Raw genomic sequence first — 21,717 nt, 5'->3', positions numbered from 1 at the left:
AGGACCGGACACACCTCCCGGTCCCGCTCCGGATAGAATGGATTTCTGACAATGGTGACGGCAGCGAGCATCAATCGGTTCCAACAAATCGGTAGTAGCCCTCAACCCGCCAGCCATTGGCAGACAGGGACGAAAGGGTTTGAAAAGCAACACCGGCTTCCTGGGCGCAATGCAGCACTCCGCCTCCATCCACATCGAGCCAGATACCGACATGGATCGGATAACGGGCCTGGCGCATCAGGACGCAGTCACCTTCATTTGGGAATTCAACAAGATCCCAGCGTTTGCGCTCCGGGTGATCGCGGAAGTCTCGGGCGATGCCGAGCAGGTCCTCGGGATTAGCGATTGCGGGCAAGCGCCGCCCTAAATGCCGCTCCTGAACCCAGCAAACGAAGGCCCAGCAATGGAACGAGTCCGGTCCCTCCCCCGTGGCGGACCACGGCAGGCCGATATAATTCTCAGCCCAATGTGTCATCGCGTGAGCCCCGGAAACCGCTTGGCCGTATAGGTCTCACTCGGAAAGGCCTTATTGCCGATATCCAGCATTCGGGCCCGACCGGTCACCTGCAGGGCATTGGCCTCAACCTCGGTCAGCACCAGTGTGATCGGCGGATCCATCTGTGGCCCTTCAAGGTCGGTTGAGAGATAGGGCCGATAGGTGATTTCGATCTTGTCCTGAGAAACGGCTGCCGCATCCAGATGGCGAACGATCTCACGGCTAACGTTGTCCAATGTCACTGTAATTTCTGGCACGGGGGCCGTGTCGATGGGCGGCAACGACAAATCAAATGCAAGGGCAATGAAGGTCACCATCTCGCCACCGTTTACGGGGGCAGACGCCTCCAGGCGGGCTTCCAGATCACGGTGATCTCGCACCACCCGAATGGCCGTCGGGCTTCCGTCGTCATCAACAAAAGCTGGATGGCGCAATTCGAGTGTATGCAGGATCACCACATCGGAAGGCGCGGCTGCATAGGCCTCGCGGATGGCCTGGCTAAGTGTTGGATCAGGCATGGATCAAAACGCCGACAAAGAAAAACCGGCTCAAGGCCGGTAGATTTGGTTCGATTGGGGAAGAGTGTTTTACCAGGTGAAGGCCTGGATCTCGTCCAATGTGGCAAGCGCAGCAATGGCGGTTTCCGCCTCATCACTGGCGGTTCGGATGGCTTCGCGCTCGGCGTAGACATCTTGCAAGGTGGTGGTGCCGTTCAGGGCATCGCGCTCTCTGGCACGGTCCACTTTCCAATCGGTTGCCGTAATCCGTTCACCGGCCTCTGATTTAACCCGGCCAACAAGAGCGGATCGTGCTGTTTTCAATTCCGCTGCTTGTTGAGATGCCACGGTATCGGCGTCTTGCTGTTTGACCTCATCGTCTGTGACACCTCCGTAGCGATCGACCACCTTGCCATCGACCAACTGAAAGCGGTGGCCGAGTTTGGAAGGCACAGGCAATTTGAATTGACCATTTGGGCCAATCACGCCCCAGTCGTCGCTATGGGGGAAGCTGATTTTATCGACCATGATTAGTTACCTCCGATGATCGGCACGATGTAAGGATAGTTGGTGGAGTGATAGGCACTGTCGAAGATGTAGACATTGAAGCCCGGCACCTTGGAGCTCATGTCGCCCTTGTCGGCGATCGCCTCAAAAATGCTCTTGGTGTCGATGTGCGACATATAGATGCCGTAGCCGCTGTCAGAGTTAGGGCTATAGGAAATCATGAAATCACTGTCGCGGATCGGCGCAAAAGAACGCCCGTAGCTGCTGTCCTGATGCTGCAAGAACACATACTTGCCGTCGGACACCCGGATCAGGAACACCTCGGCCCCGGCCCCGTAGTAGTAATAGGGCTGATAACAAATGACGTATTTGCCGTCGTTTGAGATCTGGAAGCGGAGACCGTTGCGATCCCCTTGTTCCATCCCATAGGACGTTGTGGTGCTTAGCGTGTGAGTCGCTTCCTGTGTGAAGCCACCGGCACCATCCGGCGTGAACCGATCCAGCATGCAATAACTGTGAGGTTCCATCCGAACGATGATCACCTTCCCATCATCGCAAGGCACAACAACGGCACGGTACAGGCTTTCGCTGTAGCCCGCAGAGTTTGCCGTCCAGTCAAAGAAGGTATGATTGGCCTCGTCCAGAGCATCGAACCAGGTTTTGCGGTCTGAGGCGTGGATATCGAAGGGAGCAACGCTTGAGTAAACATGCAAACGCATGCCCGTCCCACCGTTGGTGTTTTCATTGATCACAAGGGTGCGGGTTTTCTCGTTGTATCCGATCATCCCGTACTTGCTGTAAGTGCCAAAATCGTTCTGGGCGTAGAACTTGTTCGCCGTCCAGGCCAAGTGCCAGCCTTCTGTCCCGGACAAACGCCCTGGCGCGATGGCGCGGGGCGCAACCCCGGCGTATTGGTTTTCCATAAACAGGGCGAGGTTCTTATTGGTCTTGTTATTGACCCAAACGCCGACATTGCGAAGCGCCGTTGCTGCATAAGGGGCTGCACGGCCAATCATGGAGCCGTCGGGAGCCACAGCCAGGGCAATGTGACCCAGATGACCGCAACGGGCCGTGTTGTCGCCATAGGACGAGTCCGTTGAAGAGATGTTGGAATTGGTCTGGCCGTAAGAATACCAGTTGTTAAAAAACTCGGTGCCATCACTGCTGGTACAGCCTTGGGTATAGCTGCTGTCGTTGTAATTCTGGCGACCCATTTCTTGGAGATAATGGTTGTAGACAATTGTTCCCCATGGGGATGAGCCAACCATAGACACCACGGCAAAGGCCGGACGCTTCCAAGGATCCAAGAGGTCCGTGTTCAGGTGGTGTTGCTGCTGTTTGACAGCGTTAAACGTCAGAATATCCATCGTCAGACCTCCGTGATGGCGTCGATTTGCCCATCGGGCGCATAGGTGAAAGTGAAGCTGCGGGCATAGTCGATGCCGCCAATGCTCAGCGTCTCGTCATAGCTCGTCATCCGGCTTTGATCGTCGTAGGTGATGTTGTCCACGAGACGAGGCCCTTGCTGAATAGACACGACCCGGCCCAAGGTGTCGTAGGTCAAGTCGCCTGAAACAATGGTGCCGGTGAACAGGGCCGCGTTGGCTGCATCAACCGAATACCCGGCACCAACGCCGAGGTAGTTCCCCAGATTGACCTCAAACTCGGCCAATTGATCGTTGATATGAGTTTCCAGGGCATTGTTGAAGGCCTCGATGTTGGCGAGCGCCGTATTCAGGTCCGCAATGACCGTGTCGTTTACAAATCCGGTCGCGGTGGCAAGCCAGAGGGTGTTGATATGAGCCTTCAACGCTTCGGTGATGGCCTTCAACTTGGCCGGAATATCCTTGGCCTTCGAATTACTGAAGATGTCGATATCTTCATCGAAGGTCGCAAAAGGCGACGTGTCCGGAATGGGTGGGATTGTGAGGGGCATGGATGTTTCTCCAATTACAGATTTTCAAGGACGCTTTCGCCAAAGGCTTCAAGGGAACGCTCGCCAACCATGACGTCACCGGCGAGATCCAGATTGCTGGTATCCCGGTTCATCAGCTTCCAGCGCTCTTCAGCACCGAAAGGCACGTCGCCAATACGGGTGGCCCGGGTCAGCATGAGCAAGTCTTCCCCGCTCAAATCCGGGGAATAGAAGCCGACAGATTTCTGGGCGATCTTTTGCTTCAAGGCCTCATAGGCCAACGGATCCTGGATGTTTTCCATGAGCTCCACGGCCTTCACCATGAGGGCGAAGTCATCCATGCGCAGATTGGATTGATCCAGCTTGGCGCTGATGGCCGAGAACGCATTGGCTTCAGCCGTTTTAAGCGTTTGATAGTGAGCAAGGGTCGTCATCTCAGGTTCCCTCAAAATAGTTCGATGCCAAGGGCGCGATAGTCCGATCCACGCCTGGCCGATACGATCAGCGTTTGCAGATCAAGACCGGTGGCATTGGCGACAATGACCGCCGCCGCTTCCGCAGCAACAGCCGCACTTTCCGCTTCACCGGCCCAGAAGGTGCTATTGGTTTCCGCCGTTTGAGCTTCATCAGCAGACGCGCTTGCAGCGAGAGAAGAGGTTTCCGCCTGTCCAACCGACTGGGCGGCATTGGTTTCTGAGATGGCCGCGTTTGTCTCCGAAGTAGCTGCGTTTTGCGCAGAAAGGGCTGCCGCTTCCGCATGTCCTTGAGCGATGCCTTGGCAGTTGGTGGCAGAGCTGGACGCCATTACTGCTGCCTCGGCAGAAGTTGCTGCGGCTTGCGCCGATTCCTCGGCATTGGCCGCTGCTTGTTCAGCCGCCACCTGCGCTTGGCCAGAAGCCGTTGCAGAAGACGCGGCCCCGGTTTCTGAGGTTTGAGCGTTTGCGGCACTCAACGCTGCCGCATCGGCACTGTCCGCCGCTGACTGGGCACTGACCTCGGCATTGGTTTCCGAGGTCGCTGCCGCCACAGCACTGTTAGAGACACTTTGCTCATGGGAGAGAGCATTGGCCGCGCTGGTGGCGGCCTGCGCTTCGCTGTCGGTTGCCGAAGCCACCATCTCGTCTAGCGCCGTGAGGCTACCCTGCAATTGGGCATCCACGTCAGCCATGGCCTTGGCCACGGTTTTAACACTCCCGCCTTCCGTTTGAACGACGGATTGGTCATCCCCATGGACGATTTGATGTAGTAGTTGTCCGTCCGCCGTTGTTTGTGCAACGGCAGCCGCAAGATCAGTTTGCAAAGACATAAAAGAGTTCCCTTACCAGGCCATTGGACCCGGCAGTTTTTGGTGAACAAGTGTGTTTAAATCAGCAATAGTCGCTAGCAACATGGTCGGATCGTTCTCGAGGAAGATGTCGAGTGCATCCCCATCCAATGTGGGCCGCTCCCGGATCTCCAGATCAGACGTGACTTCCCAGAGAACCCCGTTTTTCAAACGGGCTTCAAACTGGCGCGTAAAGCGCGCTTCATGACCGACAAGGCCCAGCCCACCCATAAGATCAATCTCGAACCACTCCCCGCCTTCCTTGGCATGCCATCGATACCAGGCTTCAAAAAGAGCGAATTGCTCGCGGCGAAACAGCCAACGCACAGAAATGCGGCTCGGCACCTGCGTAAAGCGTCGACGTTGACGAGCGGGACCAGCCTCCATCTCGGTACGAAGGATCGCTTCGCCGGGATGAACGCCATACCCATCAACCGTTGGCAGCGGCAGGGTCTTGGGCCAGGTGATACTCATGTCTCAGACCCTTCCGATTATCGATATGCCCCTGCTGCCGGATTGAGCCCGTATCGTCGCTCCATGGTCGGAGCCAAACCTTCACCACGACCGATGTTGCGGGCAATCTGACCCTCGATTTGTTCCACGATGATGTCGAGCCGAAGACCACCGCCGCCATCCGATCGCCACTGGGCCCTGGCTTCCGTGCCCGGAGCCCGGTTATCGACATGGACATTGACCTTCACTTCCGGCTTTTGGCCCAGTTCAGAACCAAGAGCTCGCATCTGCCCCGGCGTAAAAACCGTCTCGCCACGCTGTGCGATGATCGGCACTTCATTGCCGACAACACCGCCACCATGGAAGCGAGGCGCATTGTCAAAGACCGTCGGATGTATTGGTCGGCTAGGCAAAGGATCAGATCCAATGACGCCACCAACATGAGCCACTTGCACAGGTCCCGGTGCAGGGAAATCTCCGACCATACCGGAAGATCCGCCGAACAGGCTTCCCGCGATCGAGCCAAAGATGCCCTCAAACAAGGCCCCAAAGGGCTTGATGACCGCCATGCGGTAGGCTGCTCGCAAGGCCTCTTCCGCGATGGAGTTAAACAGATCAGAGGCACTCACCTTGCCGGTAGTCGCCCATTGAACAAACGCATCCTCACTGGCTTTCAAGGCCCGGGAGGTTGCCTGCTCAAATTGTTGGGCAGCATCAGATGATTCCCTGGCATAGTCTCGCAAAGCTCGGACAACGCCAGCAGACCAGTCCTGACTTGCTCGGAGCATCCGGTCATAGGCCCGCTCGGAGGCCCGAGCGAAAGTTTCCTGATCAATGGCCCCTGCAGCCAATAGCTCATTTAGTTTTCGCAACTCGGCGGCATAGGCTTCCTCAGCCGTTCGAAGCTCTTCTGTCAGAGCCTTACCCTGTTCTCGGATGCGGGCTGCGTCTTCTTCAGCCTTTGTTCTTGCTTCAATGGCCTGTTTCTCATCAAAGAGAGCTCCGGCCAGGTCTCGAACCTGAGTGCGTTCCGCATCCGTCGCCTCGGCAGACAATCGCCGAAGCGCCTGAGAAATAAACCGCTGGCGATCGGTCTGTGCCAATTCATCACGTTCGGCCCTCAGGCCTTCAATGATCCGGGTATTGGCAGCCTGCTTTCTGCGGGCGGCTTCAGCTTCCTGTTCAGCCAGACGAAATAGTTTGGCATCACGAACAGCCGCCGCGCGGGCCATCATCTCGCCGATCTGGTCAAGATTGCCGCCGTCTGGTTCGATCAAGCCCTGCATCTCAGAGACGAGGCGTTCATATTCCGCCCGAATGCGATCGGCCCCCTGATGGGTAGCCTCAAAAAGCTGGCGTTGAAGATCAGTTTCAATTTGCGCAATGCGTCGAGACCGGTCTTGAGCCGATCGGATATCAGCCTCAATGGCATCAGGTGTGGTGGTGCTATCAGGTTCTGACGCATTATCGCCATCCTCCCTTTGCATGAGTGCAAGTTTGGTTGACCACTGGCGGTATTGTTCGACCCGTTCCTGAAGGCGGCGTTCCAGTGCTACCTTGCGCCCCCAGGCAATGGGATCATCCAGAAAGCCGACATCACCGATTTCATTGAGCTCTCGAGCGATCTCTTGAAGCTCTTGGCGGCGTTCTTCGACAATACGCCGCGTCGAGCGTTCCGACAGGCCCTCGAAATTAAAATCACCGGACAAGGCCAGCTTGATCTGCTCGTAGGCGGTGGCCGCATCAGCCGCCAGATCAGCAAGGCCCGATGAGACATCGGCAATGGCCGGAGCCAAATCCAACATCGCTCGGGTCAGGTTGGCAGAAACCACCTTGCCTAAAGTGTCTAACTGGTCGCGAGCCTTTTCGGCATTACGGACCATGTCTTCTTCCAACACGATCCCAAGATCACGGGCATGTCGGCGGGTCGCTTCCAGCGCATCTGCACCACCGACCAGCATATTCACCATCGCCACACCTTCGCTATCGAACAATTTGAAGGCGAGACGCAGGCGCTCGGCAGGGTCTTCTGTGCGCTTGAAAGCCTCAGCCACATCATTCAGCAAATCTTCTGAACGTCGGATGTTGCCGTGTTGATCACGAAGGGCGATGCCCATATCGGTCAATGCCTGTTTGGCTTCACCAGTTCCCTTGGCTGCTTCGGCCACACGCCGGGTAAAACGTTGCAACCCCATATCGAGGGTTTGTTGCTGGACGCCCGCCAACTGAGCCGCAAAACGCAGTTCTTGCAGCGCCTCAATACCAACGCCGAGCTTATCCGCCGTTTTTCCGATGGCATCAGCGGCTGAGATAGAACGATCAATCAGTGTCGCAAGACCACCCACGGCAGCAGCGCCAACCAAAGCGCCACCGAGAGCCCGCATCCCTGTGGTGAGCATTCGAGCACGTTCGCCAAGGGAAGACAGGCCGAGCGAGGCTTTGCCACCGGCCCGTTCGATCTTTTTGAGGGATCTCTCCCCGCTCTCACCAACATTGACGAGCTCGGCCTTGACCTTATTCCCACCCTCGACCGCTAAGCGAACCGCGTATGTATGTTTGGCTTTGGCCATCAGGTTTCTTCTCGTGTGTTCAAAGCTTCGACCAAACCGGCCTCTGCCGCTTGTAACAATTCAGAGGTGACCGAAAGGTCTGCCCCACGGGCTTTGGCGATTTGAAGCGCCACGCCCAGATCAATGCCGAGCACATGCCCGGACGTGGTCACGCGCATCTGCCCGAGGCAGGCCTGGAGCACGTCCCAGGCTTCATGTTCTTCATCCGTGATCAGGGCGTATCGGCGTCTTGGACAGGCTTGTCCGCAGTCCGTTTCGCACGCTTCGCAATATTGGGGCCCTCCGCCTGGCTGGAAGTGCCAGCGGCAGAGAGCCCTGATGCGTTTTTTGCAGCGGTGAGCAGCACCTGTTTCAGGGTAAATTCCTGAAAGAACCGCTCACCAACGGGATAGAGAGACATCAGGGCCGCGACGTTTTCCGGCGTCACGTCTGGGTCATCTTCGATGCCAGACCAAGTCGTGATATGGCGAACCGCTAATTCTTTGATCAACAGATCCTGGAACAAACCGTCTCGCTCGGCATCAACTGAAAAATCCGGTAAGCCCTCGGTAGCTAACCCCGCTTCCAACAATTCCTTGCTCTGAACTTCCAAACCTTCGACCCGCCGACGAGCAGAAGCCTGAGCCGCTGCCATTCCTGCGGTGGTCAGCGGTTTGACGGTGACCGTGACACCATAAGGAAGCTCAATATCGAACGGCTCACTGGGTTGTTTTAAGGAGATCATGCGTACTCGTTCCCATTCAGATCGTTTGTGAGGGTGACATCCAGCATGCGTCCGGCTGTTTCATTCAGAGCGCCTTGGAAATCGAAGCTCGCCTGCACACCGCCAGGACCATCAACGGCCAGTTTGGGTTTGGGCAGATAGACTTCATGAGCGGCAAACATGACGCTGGCGTTGCCGACGGTGTAGCCGAAGGTCAGGTCCACCGGCGTTCCATTTGCCGCCAGATCAATCAGGGTGGTGTCCGAAAACCGAACATCAATGCGACCCGTCAACGCCGCCACCGTGGGATCGGCCCCATCGATCTTGCCGTCTGATCGGATGGTTTCGATCTTCTCGAGGTTGTTAGAGTAATTGAGCGAGCCACCTGTCAGGTTGCCGATCGGATTTCCGCCCCGGGTAATAGAGCCCTGAAACTGGCTGATCCGTGTGAAGGCAATTGAAGTCGGTGTTCCCCCTTGAGACGTATCGTTACGGACCTCGCCTTGCGCGATAACGCCAAGCGTTGCCGCAGCCGCACCCGATCTCTGAAACTCGAGCGCAATGGATCCCAGCACAACGCCAGTATGTTGGAAGAAAGCCGGAACCTGAGGCATGCCGACCTCAACCGTGTAACTGGGCAAGGAGTCATTCCCAGAAGCAAACACATGGTCAAAGGTGCCATCGCCATTATCGGTGGTGACCGGATCACCAAACAAGCCAGTGAGCCAGATCCCGAGATAGCGTGGGTCCATGGGCACCACCACTTCGCCCTCATCATTGATGACATCTTGCAAGGGAGCCAACGGATCGCGGCCTTGTCCCAGAACAGGGTCATCAATGAGCCCTTGTTCGGAGCCTAAGGTGCAGCGGTTAAAGGGCATGCGGATATAGTCGCCACTGGCTGCTTGCCCATAGGCGGTTTCCCGCTTGAGCAGCAGCGTGGCGCTCGAACCATAGGCTCGGGCCATCGGTATTCTCCTAGAATGTAAAAAGATCAGCCGAGAGCGGTGTCGGCTTCAAACTCAACAGCGACAATCAAAGTGCCAGCCTTGATGGCCGGACCACCGATCACCGCCTCGCTGTCGATTTCTGGGCGGCTGTAAGTCAGGCCGAAAGCCAAACCACCCAGCGTAGGGTCAGCATCAAGAACGGTGCCGATTTTCTGCAGAAGGGTGTCGAAGGCTGCGTCGCGGGCAGCGGCATCACCGTTTTCGACATAGATCTCAATCTCTGTATCCTGGCGACAATAAATTCCGCCAAACCCACCTAAAGCCTGTTCCGGCTCATCGGCGATGCCATCGCGAAAGATGATTAGTCCAGCAGACGGGATTTTCTCAGGCACTGCTGAATTGCGTTCGACAGTGACATCAGGAATGGTCCTTAGGGCCGACAGCAAAGCGATCAATATCTGCTCGGTTTTTGAAGGCACGGTCTACTCCGATGGCATATGACGATTAATTAGGTTCGGTGTTCGGTGAGACCAGGTTTCCGCCGCGCGGCGCACATCCAGGCGCTTGGGCATTTTCACCTGCGGCACCATCACAAACATCACCACCGTGGTGATCCCCGATTTGATGCGACCTGTTTTGGTGAACGAGCCACCTTTGGCACGACGTCCAACACGACCGGTCTTGCCGCTCACACGAACGCCATCGACGACCAACAAGGAAGGCTGTCCACGCCGATAGACAAACCTCAGAGGCCCAAAGCGATGCTCAGGAAAATTGGAGGGTGTTATCCGTTTTCCCCCAAAACCTCGCTTCGGAGCCGCAGCCGTTGGAATGGCCAACCAAAAGCCAGACTTGCTTTTGATGACCGTTCCCCGATCAAAGGTACGGACAATCTGAGGTGCTTTTGACCAGACAAGGCTCGCTGCATCATAGCCCTTATTGGGATATGCCCGGTTTCGCCAGGTGCGGGCCAACCGTGTTCCCAGTCCAGCAGAAATCACCTGACGCCGAAGACTGCCCTTGAGCCCGTCACCGGCATCTTTGATCCCACTAGTAACCGCTTTCTCAATTTGGCGTAATTCAGCTTTGAGATCGGCTTTCATGGAACCGGCAATGGAGGTCGCAAGCTTCATATGGGTCTCACGTCCAATGTCCAAACCAATCGATCAAGGTCTTTGCGTTCAGGTTCCCCCTGCACGACATAGCTCTTTTCATTGAAAGTCACTCGGTCGCCAGGTCTTGGCTCAGGCACTTCAGAAACCCTGACATCAAACAGAGTTGTCTCTGAAAGAACCCGGGTTTCACCAAAACCAATAATTTCATCTGGCCGTCGAGCGATGAGACGTACAGGCACGGCATCCTCACCGGACGGAATGTAGAGACCGTCAGATGCGATATTCGGATCGGCAAACAGCACATCCATCGCCATGCCCACAGCAGTCATCAGAAACTGCCGTTCAAGCGAACACGCCCAATGGTCTCACTGGCCGTGCCACCAACGGCTTCAACGGCCACACCAATAAGGGTGTTACCTGTCGCCGTTTTGGTCACGACCTTGTTGGTGTCATCCCAATAAACCTTGTCACCAGCACTCCAGGTTTGAGACGCAGCTTTGGTCAATTCAAAGACGCCAACAAGGCTTGCCTCGACCTCTTCGCCAGCAACGGCACTAATGTTGGAAACACCGAAAATACCGCCAAGCAGGAAGCCCCCGCCGGAAGCAACATCGTAGGGAACCGCAAGCGCGAGGGTATGGCCGGGTTGAATGTAGTTTTTCATGGAAGGTTTCCTTTTCCAAAAGACGAAGGGCGACCTATTGGCCGCCCGTCTCGTCAGAAATGATTATGAAAAGCCCGTGTTACGCGCCGGGGTTCTTAAACAGTCCACGCCAATCAATGGCTTTGGCCCCAAAATCCAATCGGCACTTGATCTCAACGCCATCCACATCGAAGCCGTTTCGGGTTTCGATATAGGCTCCTTGCTGGCCCTCCAGATAGGCATATTCGATGGTGTCGATCTGGTTCGGGTTGGCCGCCAAGTACCAAGCCGTTTCACTCACCGCATCCAGACGCGGTTCAGAAATCGGTGACAGGGTGCGAATGGACTGGGGCACCACATTGCCCGTGTCGGCAGGCACGATGTTTTGTGCCACCATCTGCTCGGCCTTCAGTTCCAGAGAAGCAGGAACGATCAGGAAAGACGGACGGATGTTCAGAACCGTCTTTTTATCCAGACCAGTTTGTTTGGCCATGGAGGCACGAGCCGCACCAACGGCATCTACCGACAACGCAGCACCGGTCCCGGCAAGGTTCTTATGGTCGCCATGGAAGAGCGCTTTGTTATCGGCCATCGCCGGATTGGAGGTAATGATGCCCCATACAACATCGCTTTCTAGCTGAGCGATGGAATTGCCGTACATGGCGGGGATCCGGGTAAAGGCGTCCAGATCGTCGTTGATCAAAACCTGACGGGTAATGGCAACCACCCGGCCATAGGTTTCGATGCGGTAGCTTTCCTTGGACTCGCCAAGCGTTCCCCTTTTGAATTCGCCACTTTCGTTGACTTTTAGGAGCTGAGGCGCTTCACCCAACTGGACCCGGTGCATGGCCTTAAAATCCGTGGCCAGAACCTGACGACAGAAATGCGTGAAGGTCCGGGGATAGGCATCGTAAGCCTGACGAAGCGTCTTGTTGGTGACAGCGGCCAGTATCTCCGGGAAATCCGAGGTGGAATGGAGTGCGCGGGTCGCAACCTCGTCTCGGGACAGACCTCGGGTATTCTCGCCCGCATTGGCAAGGCTTTCCCGAGCCAATTCCATCAGGGTCATACCTCGATATTCACGGGCAGCATCTTCCAACGGGAACAGGGTCGGGCTGTAGCGATGCAACAATGCACTGGTCACCGCCTGACGACGGGTCACCCGCTCATCTTGACCGCCAAGGGGAACGGAAACCTGCGAGAAGGTTCGGGTTTCTTCGGATTTGGTGGCAACCTGATCAAGAATGACCTTACGTGCCTCCTCAAGCGAGACGCCGCGTTTTACCAGATCGTCGGCAAAGCTGCGTTCCAGATCAAGTTTGCCTGCCAGATCAAAGATGGTCGAAACACGTTCCCGCTCAAGATCACGGGCTTTGGTGACCAACGCATCCGCATCGGGTTTCTGGACATCAGGTGTCTTGTTTCGTTGCTCAATGGATCGCTTTTCCTGCGGTTCCTGAGCCTTGGGAGCAGCCTCGGTGCTTACTGTATCTTCAGTCATATCGGGTTCCTCGGTGGTGGGGATATCGTCGTCATGCATGGTGGAATTCCTTTTGCTGCAATCATCAGCGTCGCCACGTTGCACGACGCACTCATGTGTTTGGGTGGTGTGGTTGGATCGGAAACCTGCGGCTGGATCTGCACCGACAGGCACGGCAGAGATTTCAAAAGGCGTCCAATCAACAGCTCGCCAGACTTCCCTGCCCGCATCTGATTTGCTCACCTCGTAGCGGTGAACCTGATAACCAATGGAAACGGCCCGAATGTGTCCTGCCACAATGTCGCGCCAGATCGGCTCGACCTCATCGCGCTCAGAGAAGCGGATCGTCGCAATGCCCTGACCGTTTTCAAGGCGGGCGCTATCAGGGATAACCGAACCAATGACAGCATTCAGCTCACCGGTTTCATGCACCTTCAAGAAAGGAGCCCCTCCGTTCAGGCGTTCCAAACGAACATGGTCTGGATCCAGGCTTAGGTCCTCATCGTAAGGGTCACCCAGAAAGGGTTGGCGACGAACCCGAGCGCCAGTGGACCAAACCACATCAATGGTTCGAGCCTCCTGATCCGCTGAATTCGGCGCAAGCTCCGCCGCCCGGCGCATGGCCGGGAGTTCAATGGTCTTATCCATCTGATCCTCGATTTCAGTCTGTGGTGTCGGTCGCAGCAAAGGCGTCTGTGGTTTGCGCACTGCCTGTCTTGGTGACCCGTCTTGGGTCTGAGTCCAAAACGATCCCGGCTGCATCCAGTTTTGTGTTCATACTGGCAATCTCCGCCAGAACGGCATCAGGATTGCGGCCTTGCCGTGCGATGGCTTCCGCCAATGTCATAGTGCCGGAGCGAATGGAAAGTAGATCCGCCATGGCATCTTTCATGGGATCGACCGCTTCAAATTTCGGTGGCGACCACTCAACCGGCACCACTGACTCAGGGATGTGTCCCGCCACCCATGCCGCCTCGGTAAACCAGTTCCAGACTGGTTGGCAAAGCATGGGAATGAACAACTGCCATTGGACAGCATCAATCATGCGCCTGAACTCGACGAGACCGGCACGGATTGACGAGTAATTCACCTGGCTCAAGTCACCGGTGAGCAATTCATAAGGAACCCGAAAACCCGCCGATATGGTGTGGAGGCTTGCGCGTTTATATTCGCCGTAGCCCCCCGTTGCCGCTGGCTGGTTAAACTTGATGTCTTTACCGCCACGGGCATATGCAATCAGTCCGGGCTCAAACTGCTCCACCCGCTTGCCATCGGCATCGGTAACAGCCGGAGCGACGCCTTGTTGGGATTCATCGTCACCAAAAACAATCGCTGTAACACAGGCTTCCGTTTTTTTGCGAACAATCTCGGCAACCTCATAGTCGTCAAGGTCACGCAAAGACCGAATGACCGGCGCACCCCAGGGAACACCGCGAACCTGCACACGCTGTTTTTCATAAACATGCACAATATCGGTGGCGGCAACTGCCTTACTTTGGAAGCCCCCTTGAATGGCACCATAGGCGTCACCGGGATGGCTTTCATAAATCCAATAGGCCTTTCTCTGCCCTATGCCGTTGAACTGCACACCCTGGACAAGGCGATCTTTCCCGGCAGTTTCTCCGTTGCGCGTCGCATCCAGGAAATCTGCTTCAAGGGTTTGGAGCTGCATCGGAACGCTTAGGCCATCAGAGGCCTTTCGCATACGACGACGAACCAGCACCTCCCCGGCTTCGACCATCTCACGGCAAATCAGGGTTTGAAGGCCGTAAAAATCCAATTGTCCATCGGCATCGCATTGCCGAGACCATTGATCCCAGAGTTTGTTGACGGCCTTGTCGAGCGCCTCATTACCTGAAACAGCCCGGGGCATGATGCCTGCGCCGATGATGTTGTTGACCAGAACGGACACAGCCTTGGCCGCATGGGGATTGTTGCGAACAAGGTCTCGCATACGATCGCGCAACAAAGCACTGGCCATGCCGACTTCGGTGTCGGCAGAAGTGCCAGCTGTTCGCCATCCATCCGTTCTGCGCCCTTTGGACGCACCATCATAACCACGCGCGAGCCCGTCAAACGCCTGACGGGCCAAGGCCCTCTTTGTGGCAGTGACGGGTGCAAATACCGCGACGGCTTTATCCAACCAGCTAACGGTCATCAGGAATTGCCTCGACGAAATCCCGCAAACCCGGCAATCGGCAGAGGCTTCTTGCTTCCGGCAATTTCCCGCTCAATGGTTCGGATACGGCTGATCAAGTCTTCTGCTGAACCGTATTCAACGGATTTTCCGTCATAGCTGACACGCAACGTCCCGCTGGCATAGGCGCGTTTCAGCGCAGCCAGTTCTGTATCTGACCAAGACGTCATCGAAAGTTTCCTTAAAACCAATTGTCACGCCGCCCCAACCAATCCGAACGGCGTTTTTCCATTGGCGGGTTGGAGGGGCGGTTGATCATGCCTGCTGCTTCAGTATCTCCTGCCGGAACAGCAAGCTGATCTTCAAGGTCTGTCCATTTTTCTGCAGACCATCGATCGGCTCCCGCAATCCACGCGGCTGCCCGGGCGTACACCCGGCAGTCCAGAGCTTCGTTTCGCTCGCGCAGTTTTTGCCATTCAAGGCGTGTGAAACCGCGCTTGTCCTTCACGGTCACAAGCTGCTCGGCAACCAGCTGCTTGAGCCACTCCGTCTCGACCCATGTCGGCAAATGAACCGTACCGGGTAAATACTCGGCTCCCTCGGCTCTTTCCTCATCCGTCGGACGAGCTGCCCGAAGAAACCTGTAGGTCTCGGATTTAAAGGTCGAGACAGAAACCGTCCAAAGCCGGGCCCCGCGTTTAAGCTTTTTGCCGCCATCGGTCGCATCAACGAACGTGGGACCTGAAACCGGACTGGACCGATTGAACCCTTCAACGCCCTTGATGGGGGCAACCTGGCCAAAACCGACCCGCCGTGCCCAGGAGTAGACAGCCGAGGCTTCATAACCGGTATCAACAGCCAGTTTGGCGATACGAAGATGAGCCCCACTTGCATGAGGCCAGGTTTGATCCAAAAGAGCTTCCAGCCTCAGCCAGGGATCTGGATTTTGCGGACCACCATCAATGACGATGTGATCCACCAACCAGCTTTCCAGTCCACGTCCCCAAGCCCAGATATCCACTTCGATCCGGTCTTTCTGAATATCGGCTCCCGCCGTCAAAAACAGACCGCCTTCTGGGACCGTTCCCGGCGACCATTGTTGACGCTGATCGTACAAACGCTCCCAGTCCGGAGCTTCACCGGTCTCGACCCAAGTCTCACCTAGTGAGGTGTTCACGAAGGTCTTCATACCTTCGGCCCCTTGGCCTTTGGCAGACAGAAAGGCGCGGACCATGTTTTCCAATCGAACCCATGGCGAATAGATTTCGTTTAGATGGAAGCCAGCGATCCCGGCAAAAAGGTTTTCTGCTCGCCATTCGCCATGACGGATTACAAACCACCGCTGAGCATCAGACCAAATGGAGCCACAATCCTCACAAACGTAGTGAGCCGTTTCCGGCAGATGGACACCACCAGCGTCCTTTTCCCAATGGACCTGTTCCCATCGCAAAACCTGATGGGTTCCACAGTCCGGACAGGGAACCCAAAACCTGCGTTTGTCGCTTTCTTCCCAAGCCGCATCAATCCGGCTCACGCCCTTGATCGTCGGCGTTGAGACCAGAACGATCTTGCGGTTCCAGAACGTCACTGTCCGCTTGCGAGCCAGATTAACCGGATCACCTTCCGCTCCAGCACTGGGCGGATAGCGATCGACTTCATCGCACAGAAGGATCCGGATTGGACGCATGGCCAGACCCGAGGGTGCGTTCGCACCAACGATCGTCAAATGACCACCGACAAACTTCTTGTGCAGGATCTTGTTCGATCCATCCCGGGACTTCGGATCCGACAGCTTCCCATGAAGGCGCGGGGTATCCCGCGCCATGGGTGCAAATCGGTCCTTCGACCAGGTCTCGGCGTCGCGTTCCGTCGGCATCACCACCATGATCGGGGACGGGTCCTGATCGACGTGATAACCGACCGTGTTCAGGATGCATTCCGTCTTGCCGACCTGGGCCGAAGTCTTCACGACCACGGTTTCCACCGAGGCATCGGAAATGGCGTTCATGATGCCACGTTGATACTCGGCACGTTCCGTTACCCATTGTCCGGGTTCGGAGCTCGCTTCAGAGCTCAACCGTCTATTTTTGTCCGCCCACTGACTTACGGTCAGATCTGGCGGTGGTGCTGCCGCTTCCAGCGTTTGTTTCGCCACCTGTTGCAGCACTCTCGTCCCCATCAACGTGAGGGACGATTTCAACGTCGGTTTCGGCGATTTCCGTGAGCACTTCGTGGATCGCCTTTTTGATGACGTCCCTTGCTTGGTTGAGGTTTGTCGTTTCATGAACCACCGGTGCGATTTTGTCAGGCAGCACCAGCAGCCGTGCCCGCATCAGCGCCACGATTTCCGTCCAGGCCACTTTCACATCAGGAGCAGAGAGCAATTCCCCTCGCATCTGAGAGGCTTCCATCTCCGCAAGATCAGCCTTGGCCTTCACCAACCGGGCTCGTTCCGTTCCATAATCGGCGTTCCCCGCCTCTCCCTTTAGATTGAGATCACGCAGATGGCGGATATAGCCGCGTACCGAGCCAATAAGCTCGTAGCGCCCCCTTGCCGCCTTCGGAACGACACCGGCCTTCGATAATTGCTGGACCCGCCGCTCGGAGATATCGAGCAGGCTCGAGATCACGGAAATGGGCTGAGTGTTATCCGACATGGCCGCCAAAAAGTGATTAATTACAGTCTATTAGACTTGATGCCCTTTCGATTAAGAGCGTTACTGAATTCAACCAACCGCTTGAAACGAAAGGAAAATCCATGACCAGCATCGCCATCATGATGAACGACGGCAGCACCGAATTGCCCCGCCCCTGGAACCGGGCATCAAGTCAGGACGAACTCATTGAAATGGTCGCCTATTTCATCGGCTACCACACTGGCAAAACCGAATGCCAAGCGACCGACATGATCGACACCAGCCGAATTGACCTTGATGCACCGATTGCCCGGGTCAACCTGCCAGATGGCAAGATCGTCCGCTTTTATGCCTTCAAAGAAAACTACTGAGCAGAGAGCCAGCCGATGAACAAGGATATAAAACTGGCCCTATCAGAAATTGCCTCAAATCACCTTCAGATTGAGACATTGGAAACCCGAAACAGCGATAGCCTTGATTTTCACGACGTCGCCGTCTGGTCCATCAAAGCAGCCCTCATCGAAGCCTTTGAACTCGGTCAACAGAATTCCAAGAAAGGATAACCCCATGGAAATCAAGAAACTCAAAGTTAGCCAATTGGCCCGTGCGATTGAAACCATCACCGGTACGCCAACCACTGCCAAATCCTTCAATTACAAATCCAAAGCCGTCGACCGGGTCATGGAGTTGATGAACGAACACAAGCTAACCCACGAACAAATCCTTCAGGCCGCTGGTTTGACCAGGATCGAAACGCCAAAGGCCACTGCGCCCAAAAAGGTTAAAACGGCCAAACCCAAGCGGATCACCAAGCAGTCCATTCTGATTAATATGCTTCAAACCGGCTCGGGCGCTTCCATCGAAGAATTGACGAAAGCCACCGGCTGGCAACCCCACACCGTGCGCGGGGCGATCAGCAATGTGCTGCGTAAGAAACTCGGCTTCAACGTGATCAACGAGCAGTCGTTCAGTGGTAAACAGGTCTATCGGATTTACGACGAGGTGTAAGTCAGCCCCAGACCTTCCGTACCCGGAGCTCTTCGAAGATCCGACGCAGGGTATAGCTGCGCAAAATCGAAATGCCTGTGAAGATCGCACCGATCACCAGATTGTCAGAGAGGGAGACTTCCAAACCGAACAGGGGAAACACCGCAATTTGGGCTGTGACCGCCACGCCGTAACCGACGGCAACATTGGTCAGTGATTCCAAAAAGGACATACGTCTGGACTGTCTCACGTTTCCGACCTCTCATTTTTAATCTCTTCAAACGAACGGCTTTCGCCGTCCAAAATTGCCTTCTGACCAGTGACGTTTTGCCAGCGCGTAATGGCGACATCCACATAGGCCGGATTTAGTTCCACACCATAGCAGACTCGACCCGTGCTTTCCGCTGCGATCAAGGTCGTTCCCGATCCCATGAAAGGCTCATAGACAGCCTGACCCGGGCTCGAGTTATTCAGAATTGGACGGCGCATACATTCGACTGGCTTCTGTGTGCCATGAACGGTTTCGGCATCCTGGTCGCGGCTGGAAATCTGCCATAGCGTCGTTTGCTTGCGATCCCCGGCCCAGTGACCTTTGCCACTCTTTTTAACCGCATACCAACAGGGCTCATGCTGCCAGTGATAATCACCCCGACTTAGAACTAAGCGCTCCTTGGCCCAAATGATCTGGGAGCGAACATTGAACTGAGCACGTTCCAAACTATCGGCAACGGTTGTTGCATGCAGGGCACCATGCCAGACATAGGCGACGTCACCCGGGAACAAGACCCAGGCATCGTACCAGTCGGCGCGATCGTCATTGAGTACCTTACCGGTGCGTTTGGTCGCTGCAGCCCCAGCCTTATTACGCCAGTCCGGATCATACTCGACCCCATAGGGCGGGTCGGTGACCATGAGCAGCGGTTTGACCGAACCGAGCAAGCGTTCAACGTCGGTGACGATTGTTGCATCACCGCAAATAAGTCGATGGTTCCCAAGCGTCCAGAGGTCCCCGGGCCGGGTTACCGGCTGTTCCGGGGGGTCGGGGATATCATCTTCCCCTTCGAGTTCTGCACCCATATCACCGGCGGCTTGGGCTAGCATTTGGGCAAGGTCGTCATCTGAGTAGCCTGTTCCAGTCAGCCCTTCGTCGCGCGACTGTAGCGCCTGCAACAAGGCAGCCAATAATTCCGGATCATTCTCTGCCAGATCTGAAAGCCGATTGTCTCCAACTAGAATGGCTTTTGCATCATCGTCATCGGCATCCACATAGATCACCGGAACCTTATCCAGTCCTTCGGCCTCTGCGGCCATGAAGCGGTGGTTGCCCGCAAGGATGTGACCGGTGGAGCGTTGAACGACCAGCGCCCCATAAAATCCGTTCACACGGATGCTGGAGCGGATCTCATCAAGGTTCCCCCGGCGTGGGTTATCCGGATGACAAGCCAGGTCGCCGACTGCGACCATCTCAACCTTGTCACCAACATTGATGATCTGTGCGCTCAAAATGACCTCGTTAAATGGATGGTAAAGACCGGCGGCATTTCGCTTTGAAACGAAATGACCACGGCCCCGGTTTCGTTTTATCGATTTTCTGAGCGATAGCCGCATCGCCAACGGTTCTGCCGGACAGACCGCCATAAGGGCGCTGCTCCAAGCGAAACGAAATGGCTTTTTTTAGGGCGTCACTAGGAAAATCCCGCGCTGAGCCCGCCCGCATAGGATATCGGCCAGGAAGGACCCGTGACTTCGCTCAATTTCGATGGAATCTCTTTGCTTTGAGGGCATCCCGTCCCGGGCACGCCTCTCGCAAGCTTGGCAAAAAATGTAGCCTATTCAGCCGTTTTTGTCCGCGCGAAAAGTGTTCGCCGAACACCTTTCTATCCCCTACTCATGCCTTCGCCGATTGAACCATCTCAATCACTTTGCGGCGCGAACAATTACGTGGCAACCGACGACCATTAAGCTTCCAGGCAATCACACAATGGCCAAAAAGATAGCGTTGATGGACAGCCGTGCGCTGCAATCCGACCCTGGTGCAGATGGTCTTCCAGCGCTCGCCCGCTGCACGAAACCAGCAGATCTTGGCAACGTCAGGCTCGAGCCATTGCAGCCATTGCATCGTCTCATCCATCCTGTCGATAGATCCGGGCGACGGCCAAGGCCTTCGCAACACCGGATCATGCCAGCCAAAGGATTCATGGATGTTGTGAACCACATCCGGCCAGGCCGAGAAGTAGCCCTGCACCTTCTCTTCAGGCAGGCGCTTTAACACACCTGCGGCTTCAGCCAAACGTTCCTCCACCAGCGGAGCTGTCCATCGATCATTGCTCATGCGTATCCTCCTTTCGTTTGCCATAGAGCCGTTCACCCAACTGACGGACGAGTTCCTTCTCGGGCCAGGTCAGGCGATCGTCCTCAATGGAAACCGCCAGCATGCCCTGTTCTTGCCAACCGTCCTGTTTGACTTGATCGGCATTGCGACGGCTTCCGCCGTATCCGGGGGGATGCCACCTCATTGGTTCCCTCCCCAATCACGGTGGGTCATTGCCCAATCGAGAATGGCCAAAGCATCGGCTTCGTTGTCATCGACTGGATTGAACCCACGTTTCCGGGCAGCCAAGATCATGGCTTCCTTGTTGGCATTCCCTTTGCCCGTCGCATGGCGTTTGATGGTGCCGACCGGCACGGCCTCATAGGGGATGGCGTGATGTTCACACCAGGCGGTCACATGGGCCAGAAACCCACCATAGGCATGAGCGGCATCGACACCGGCGTGACGACGGACTTCCTCAATGAAGACCGCATCCAGACCACCGGCCATTTGCTTAACCTCGGTGAGCCACTGCTTGAACCGAAGAAAGCGCATACCACCGCCTTGCCAGCGATCATTTTTAAATTCGGCAATACCGCTGGTGATGGTCTGGTCAGGCAAGCAAACAGCCCATCCGGTTTTGGTGCCGAGATCAAGGGCCAGAATTTTGAGAGAACCGTCACACGGGTCAGGTGGAATTTGGACAGAGGTTGGTGCTGGCATAATTGCCTCCATGTTGATTGAACAAAGCTGATGGGTGATTTGGCCGGACAGGATCGACCGCCACGGCGAAGAGGGTTCGCCAAGCGTCAGCGCTGGCGTAGCCCTCTCCCCCTTTAGGGGGAGGTATTCACTTGGATTTCTGATAGGGGTCTGAAAGCCGCAGAAATCCTGACGTTTCTTCAGGAATCCAGAAATCCAGACAGGAATCCGGCTGGATTTCTGAATTGACCCTAACCGACTGTATTCATTGAAAGTTTGAGTCCAGAGCAT

The 21,717-nt window shown here is 55.8% G+C and carries 29 protein-coding genes; 3 read left to right on the top strand and 26 right to left on the bottom strand.

Translation table 11 applies throughout. The annotated features are described in order from the left end of the window. Window positions 1-70: 70 nt before the first annotated feature. The 21 genes from ACI0FF_RS03240 to ACI0FF_RS03140 all read right to left on the bottom strand — a co-directional run bounded on the left by ACI0FF_RS03240 (window position 71) and on the right by ACI0FF_RS03140 (window position 17,447). Window positions 71-475, bottom strand: coding sequence for an NlpC/P60 family protein (locus ACI0FF_RS03240; protein ID WP_419798702.1), 405 nt, complete (start codon window positions 473-475; stop codon window positions 71-73). Beyond that, window positions 472-1,014: a DUF1833 family protein gene (locus tag ACI0FF_RS03235; protein WP_419798701.1), complete on the bottom strand. Its 543-nt coding sequence runs from the start codon at window positions 1,012-1,014 to the stop codon at window positions 472-474. Before ACI0FF_RS03235 ends, ACI0FF_RS03240 begins: the two co-directional genes overlap by 4 nt. Window positions 1,015-1,083: 69 nt before the next feature. Then, on the bottom strand, window positions 1,084-1,479 hold the full coding sequence (locus ACI0FF_RS03230) for a hypothetical protein (RefSeq protein WP_419798700.1): 396 nt from the start codon (window positions 1,477-1,479) through the stop codon (window positions 1,084-1,086). 44 nt (window positions 1,480-1,523) lie between these two features. Next, window positions 1,524-2,867, bottom strand: coding sequence for a hypothetical protein (locus tag ACI0FF_RS03225; RefSeq protein WP_419798699.1), 1,344 nt, complete (start codon window positions 2,865-2,867; stop codon window positions 1,524-1,526). 2 nt (window positions 2,868-2,869) lie between these two features. Further along, window positions 2,870-3,436: a hypothetical protein gene (locus ACI0FF_RS03220; RefSeq protein WP_419798698.1), complete on the bottom strand. Its 567-nt coding sequence runs from the start codon at window positions 3,434-3,436 to the stop codon at window positions 2,870-2,872. 14 nt (window positions 3,437-3,450) lie between these two features. Further along, on the bottom strand, window positions 3,451-3,849 hold the full coding sequence (locus tag ACI0FF_RS03215; protein ID WP_419798697.1) for a hypothetical protein: 399 nt from the start codon (window positions 3,847-3,849) through the stop codon (window positions 3,451-3,453). A gap of 11 nt (window positions 3,850-3,860) precedes the next feature. After that, window positions 3,861-4,721: a hypothetical protein gene (locus ACI0FF_RS03210; RefSeq protein WP_419798696.1), complete on the bottom strand. Its 861-nt coding sequence runs from the start codon at window positions 4,719-4,721 to the stop codon at window positions 3,861-3,863. Window positions 4,722-4,733: 12 nt separating this feature from the next. Next, complete coding sequence (locus tag ACI0FF_RS03205; RefSeq protein ID WP_419798695.1) at window positions 4,734-5,213, bottom strand: hypothetical protein; 480 nt, start codon at window positions 5,211-5,213, stop codon at window positions 4,734-4,736. A 17-nt stretch (window positions 5,214-5,230) separates the two neighbouring features. Beyond that, window positions 5,231-7,762 carry a phage tail tape measure C-terminal domain-containing protein gene (locus tag ACI0FF_RS03200; RefSeq protein ID WP_419798694.1) on the bottom strand — a complete coding sequence of 844 codons (2,532 nt, stop codon included), beginning with the start codon at window positions 7,760-7,762 and terminating at the stop codon, window positions 5,231-5,233. After that, complete coding sequence (locus ACI0FF_RS03195; protein ID WP_419798693.1) at window positions 7,762-7,914, bottom strand: DUF7697 family protein; 153 nt, start codon at window positions 7,912-7,914, stop codon at window positions 7,762-7,764. Before ACI0FF_RS03195 ends, ACI0FF_RS03200 begins: the two co-directional genes overlap by 1 nt. Before the next feature lie 59 nt (window positions 7,915-7,973). Next, window positions 7,974-8,486 carry a hypothetical protein gene (locus tag ACI0FF_RS03190; protein WP_419798692.1) on the bottom strand — a complete coding sequence of 171 codons (513 nt, stop codon included), beginning with the start codon at window positions 8,484-8,486 and terminating at the stop codon, window positions 7,974-7,976. After that, window positions 8,483-9,433, bottom strand: coding sequence for a phage tail tube protein (locus ACI0FF_RS03185; protein WP_419798691.1), 951 nt, complete (start codon window positions 9,431-9,433; stop codon window positions 8,483-8,485). The genes ACI0FF_RS03190 and ACI0FF_RS03185 overlap by 4 nt, the downstream gene beginning before the upstream one ends. Before the next feature lie 26 nt (window positions 9,434-9,459). Next, on the bottom strand, window positions 9,460-9,894 hold the full coding sequence (locus tag ACI0FF_RS03180; RefSeq protein WP_419798690.1) for an acyl-CoA transferase: 435 nt from the start codon (window positions 9,892-9,894) through the stop codon (window positions 9,460-9,462). A gap of 3 nt (window positions 9,895-9,897) precedes the next feature. Next, window positions 9,898-10,548 carry a DUF6441 family protein gene (locus ACI0FF_RS03175; protein ID WP_419798689.1) on the bottom strand — a complete coding sequence of 217 codons (651 nt, stop codon included), beginning with the start codon at window positions 10,546-10,548 and terminating at the stop codon, window positions 9,898-9,900. Then, the gene (locus ACI0FF_RS03170) at window positions 10,545-10,859 is read right to left on the bottom strand and encodes a head-tail joining protein (RefSeq protein ID WP_419798688.1); all 315 of its coding nucleotides are present in this window, start codon (window positions 10,857-10,859) and stop codon (window positions 10,545-10,547) included. The genes ACI0FF_RS03175 and ACI0FF_RS03170 overlap by 4 nt, the downstream gene beginning before the upstream one ends. Then, complete coding sequence (locus ACI0FF_RS03165) at window positions 10,859-11,194, bottom strand: DUF2190 family protein (RefSeq protein ID WP_419798687.1); 336 nt, start codon at window positions 11,192-11,194, stop codon at window positions 10,859-10,861. The genes ACI0FF_RS03170 and ACI0FF_RS03165 overlap by 1 nt, the downstream gene beginning before the upstream one ends. A 79-nt stretch (window positions 11,195-11,273) precedes the next feature. Continuing rightward, window positions 11,274-13,301: a prohead protease/major capsid protein fusion protein gene (locus ACI0FF_RS03160; RefSeq protein ID WP_419798686.1), complete on the bottom strand. Its 2,028-nt coding sequence runs from the start codon at window positions 13,299-13,301 to the stop codon at window positions 11,274-11,276. A 13-nt stretch (window positions 13,302-13,314) separates the two neighbouring features. After that, complete coding sequence (locus ACI0FF_RS03155) at window positions 13,315-14,811, bottom strand: phage portal protein (protein WP_419798685.1); 1,497 nt, start codon at window positions 14,809-14,811, stop codon at window positions 13,315-13,317. Further along, window positions 14,811-15,020, bottom strand: a complete 210-nt coding sequence (locus ACI0FF_RS03150; RefSeq protein WP_419798684.1) for a phage head-tail joining protein — start codon at window positions 15,018-15,020, stop codon at window positions 14,811-14,813. The genes ACI0FF_RS03155 and ACI0FF_RS03150 overlap by 1 nt, the downstream gene beginning before the upstream one ends. A gap of 11 nt (window positions 15,021-15,031) precedes the next feature. Next, complete coding sequence (locus ACI0FF_RS03145; protein ID WP_419799683.1) at window positions 15,032-16,798, bottom strand: phage terminase large subunit family protein; 1,767 nt, start codon at window positions 16,796-16,798, stop codon at window positions 15,032-15,034. 73 nt (window positions 16,799-16,871) lie between these two features. Then, the gene (locus ACI0FF_RS03140; protein WP_419798683.1) at window positions 16,872-17,447 is read right to left on the bottom strand and encodes a terminase small subunit, Nu1; all 576 of its coding nucleotides are present in this window, start codon (window positions 17,445-17,447) and stop codon (window positions 16,872-16,874) included. Between the two features lie 101 nt (window positions 17,448-17,548). Here ACI0FF_RS03140 and ACI0FF_RS03135 point away from each other — a divergent pair, with 101 nt between their 5' ends. The 3 genes from ACI0FF_RS03135 to ACI0FF_RS03125 are packed head-to-tail and all read left to right on the top strand — an operon-like array spanning window position 17,549 to window position 18,434. Further along, on the top strand, window positions 17,549-17,797 hold the full coding sequence (locus ACI0FF_RS03135; protein ID WP_419798682.1) for a hypothetical protein: 249 nt from the start codon (window positions 17,549-17,551) through the stop codon (window positions 17,795-17,797). A 15-nt stretch (window positions 17,798-17,812) separates the two neighbouring features. Next, entirely contained in the window at window positions 17,813-17,989 is a 177-nt protein-coding gene (locus ACI0FF_RS03130; RefSeq protein ID WP_419798681.1) for a DUF6900 domain-containing protein, read from the top strand. Window positions 17,990-17,993: 4 nt separating this feature from the next. Further along, entirely contained in the window at window positions 17,994-18,434 is a 441-nt protein-coding gene (locus ACI0FF_RS03125) for a DUF3489 domain-containing protein (RefSeq protein ID WP_419798680.1), read from the top strand. Window position 18,435: 1 nt separating this feature from the next. Here the strand turns inward: ACI0FF_RS03125 and ACI0FF_RS03120 are convergent, their stop codons facing one another. The 5 genes from ACI0FF_RS03120 to ACI0FF_RS03100 all read right to left on the bottom strand — a co-directional run bounded on the left by ACI0FF_RS03120 (window position 18,436) and on the right by ACI0FF_RS03100 (window position 21,717). Continuing rightward, complete coding sequence (locus ACI0FF_RS03120; protein WP_419798679.1) at window positions 18,436-18,663, bottom strand: DUF7220 family protein; 228 nt, start codon at window positions 18,661-18,663, stop codon at window positions 18,436-18,438. Then, complete coding sequence (locus tag ACI0FF_RS03115; RefSeq protein WP_419798678.1) at window positions 18,660-20,051, bottom strand: DNA methyltransferase; 1,392 nt, start codon at window positions 20,049-20,051, stop codon at window positions 18,660-18,662. Before ACI0FF_RS03115 ends, ACI0FF_RS03120 begins: the two co-directional genes overlap by 4 nt. Before the next feature lie 250 nt (window positions 20,052-20,301). Next, window positions 20,302-20,745 (bottom strand): DUF6362 family protein, encoded by a 444-nt coding sequence (locus tag ACI0FF_RS03110; RefSeq protein ID WP_419798677.1) that lies wholly within the window; start codon window positions 20,743-20,745, stop codon window positions 20,302-20,304. Continuing rightward, complete coding sequence (locus ACI0FF_RS03105; protein WP_419798676.1) at window positions 20,735-20,929, bottom strand: hypothetical protein; 195 nt, start codon at window positions 20,927-20,929, stop codon at window positions 20,735-20,737. Before ACI0FF_RS03105 ends, ACI0FF_RS03110 begins: the two co-directional genes overlap by 11 nt. Next, window positions 20,926-21,717: a crossover junction endodeoxyribonuclease RuvC gene (locus ACI0FF_RS03100; RefSeq protein ID WP_426857558.1), complete on the bottom strand. Its 792-nt coding sequence runs from the start codon at window positions 21,715-21,717 to the stop codon at window positions 20,926-20,928. Before ACI0FF_RS03100 ends, ACI0FF_RS03105 begins: the two co-directional genes overlap by 4 nt.

Origin of the sequence: Terasakiella sp. 4MB5A (assembly GCF_050058155.1) — a bacterium.
Lineage (GTDB): Bacteria > Pseudomonadota > Alphaproteobacteria > Rhodospirillales > Terasakiellaceae > Terasakiella > Terasakiella halodenitrificans.
This window is presented reverse-complemented; position numbering and strand designations above follow the sequence as displayed.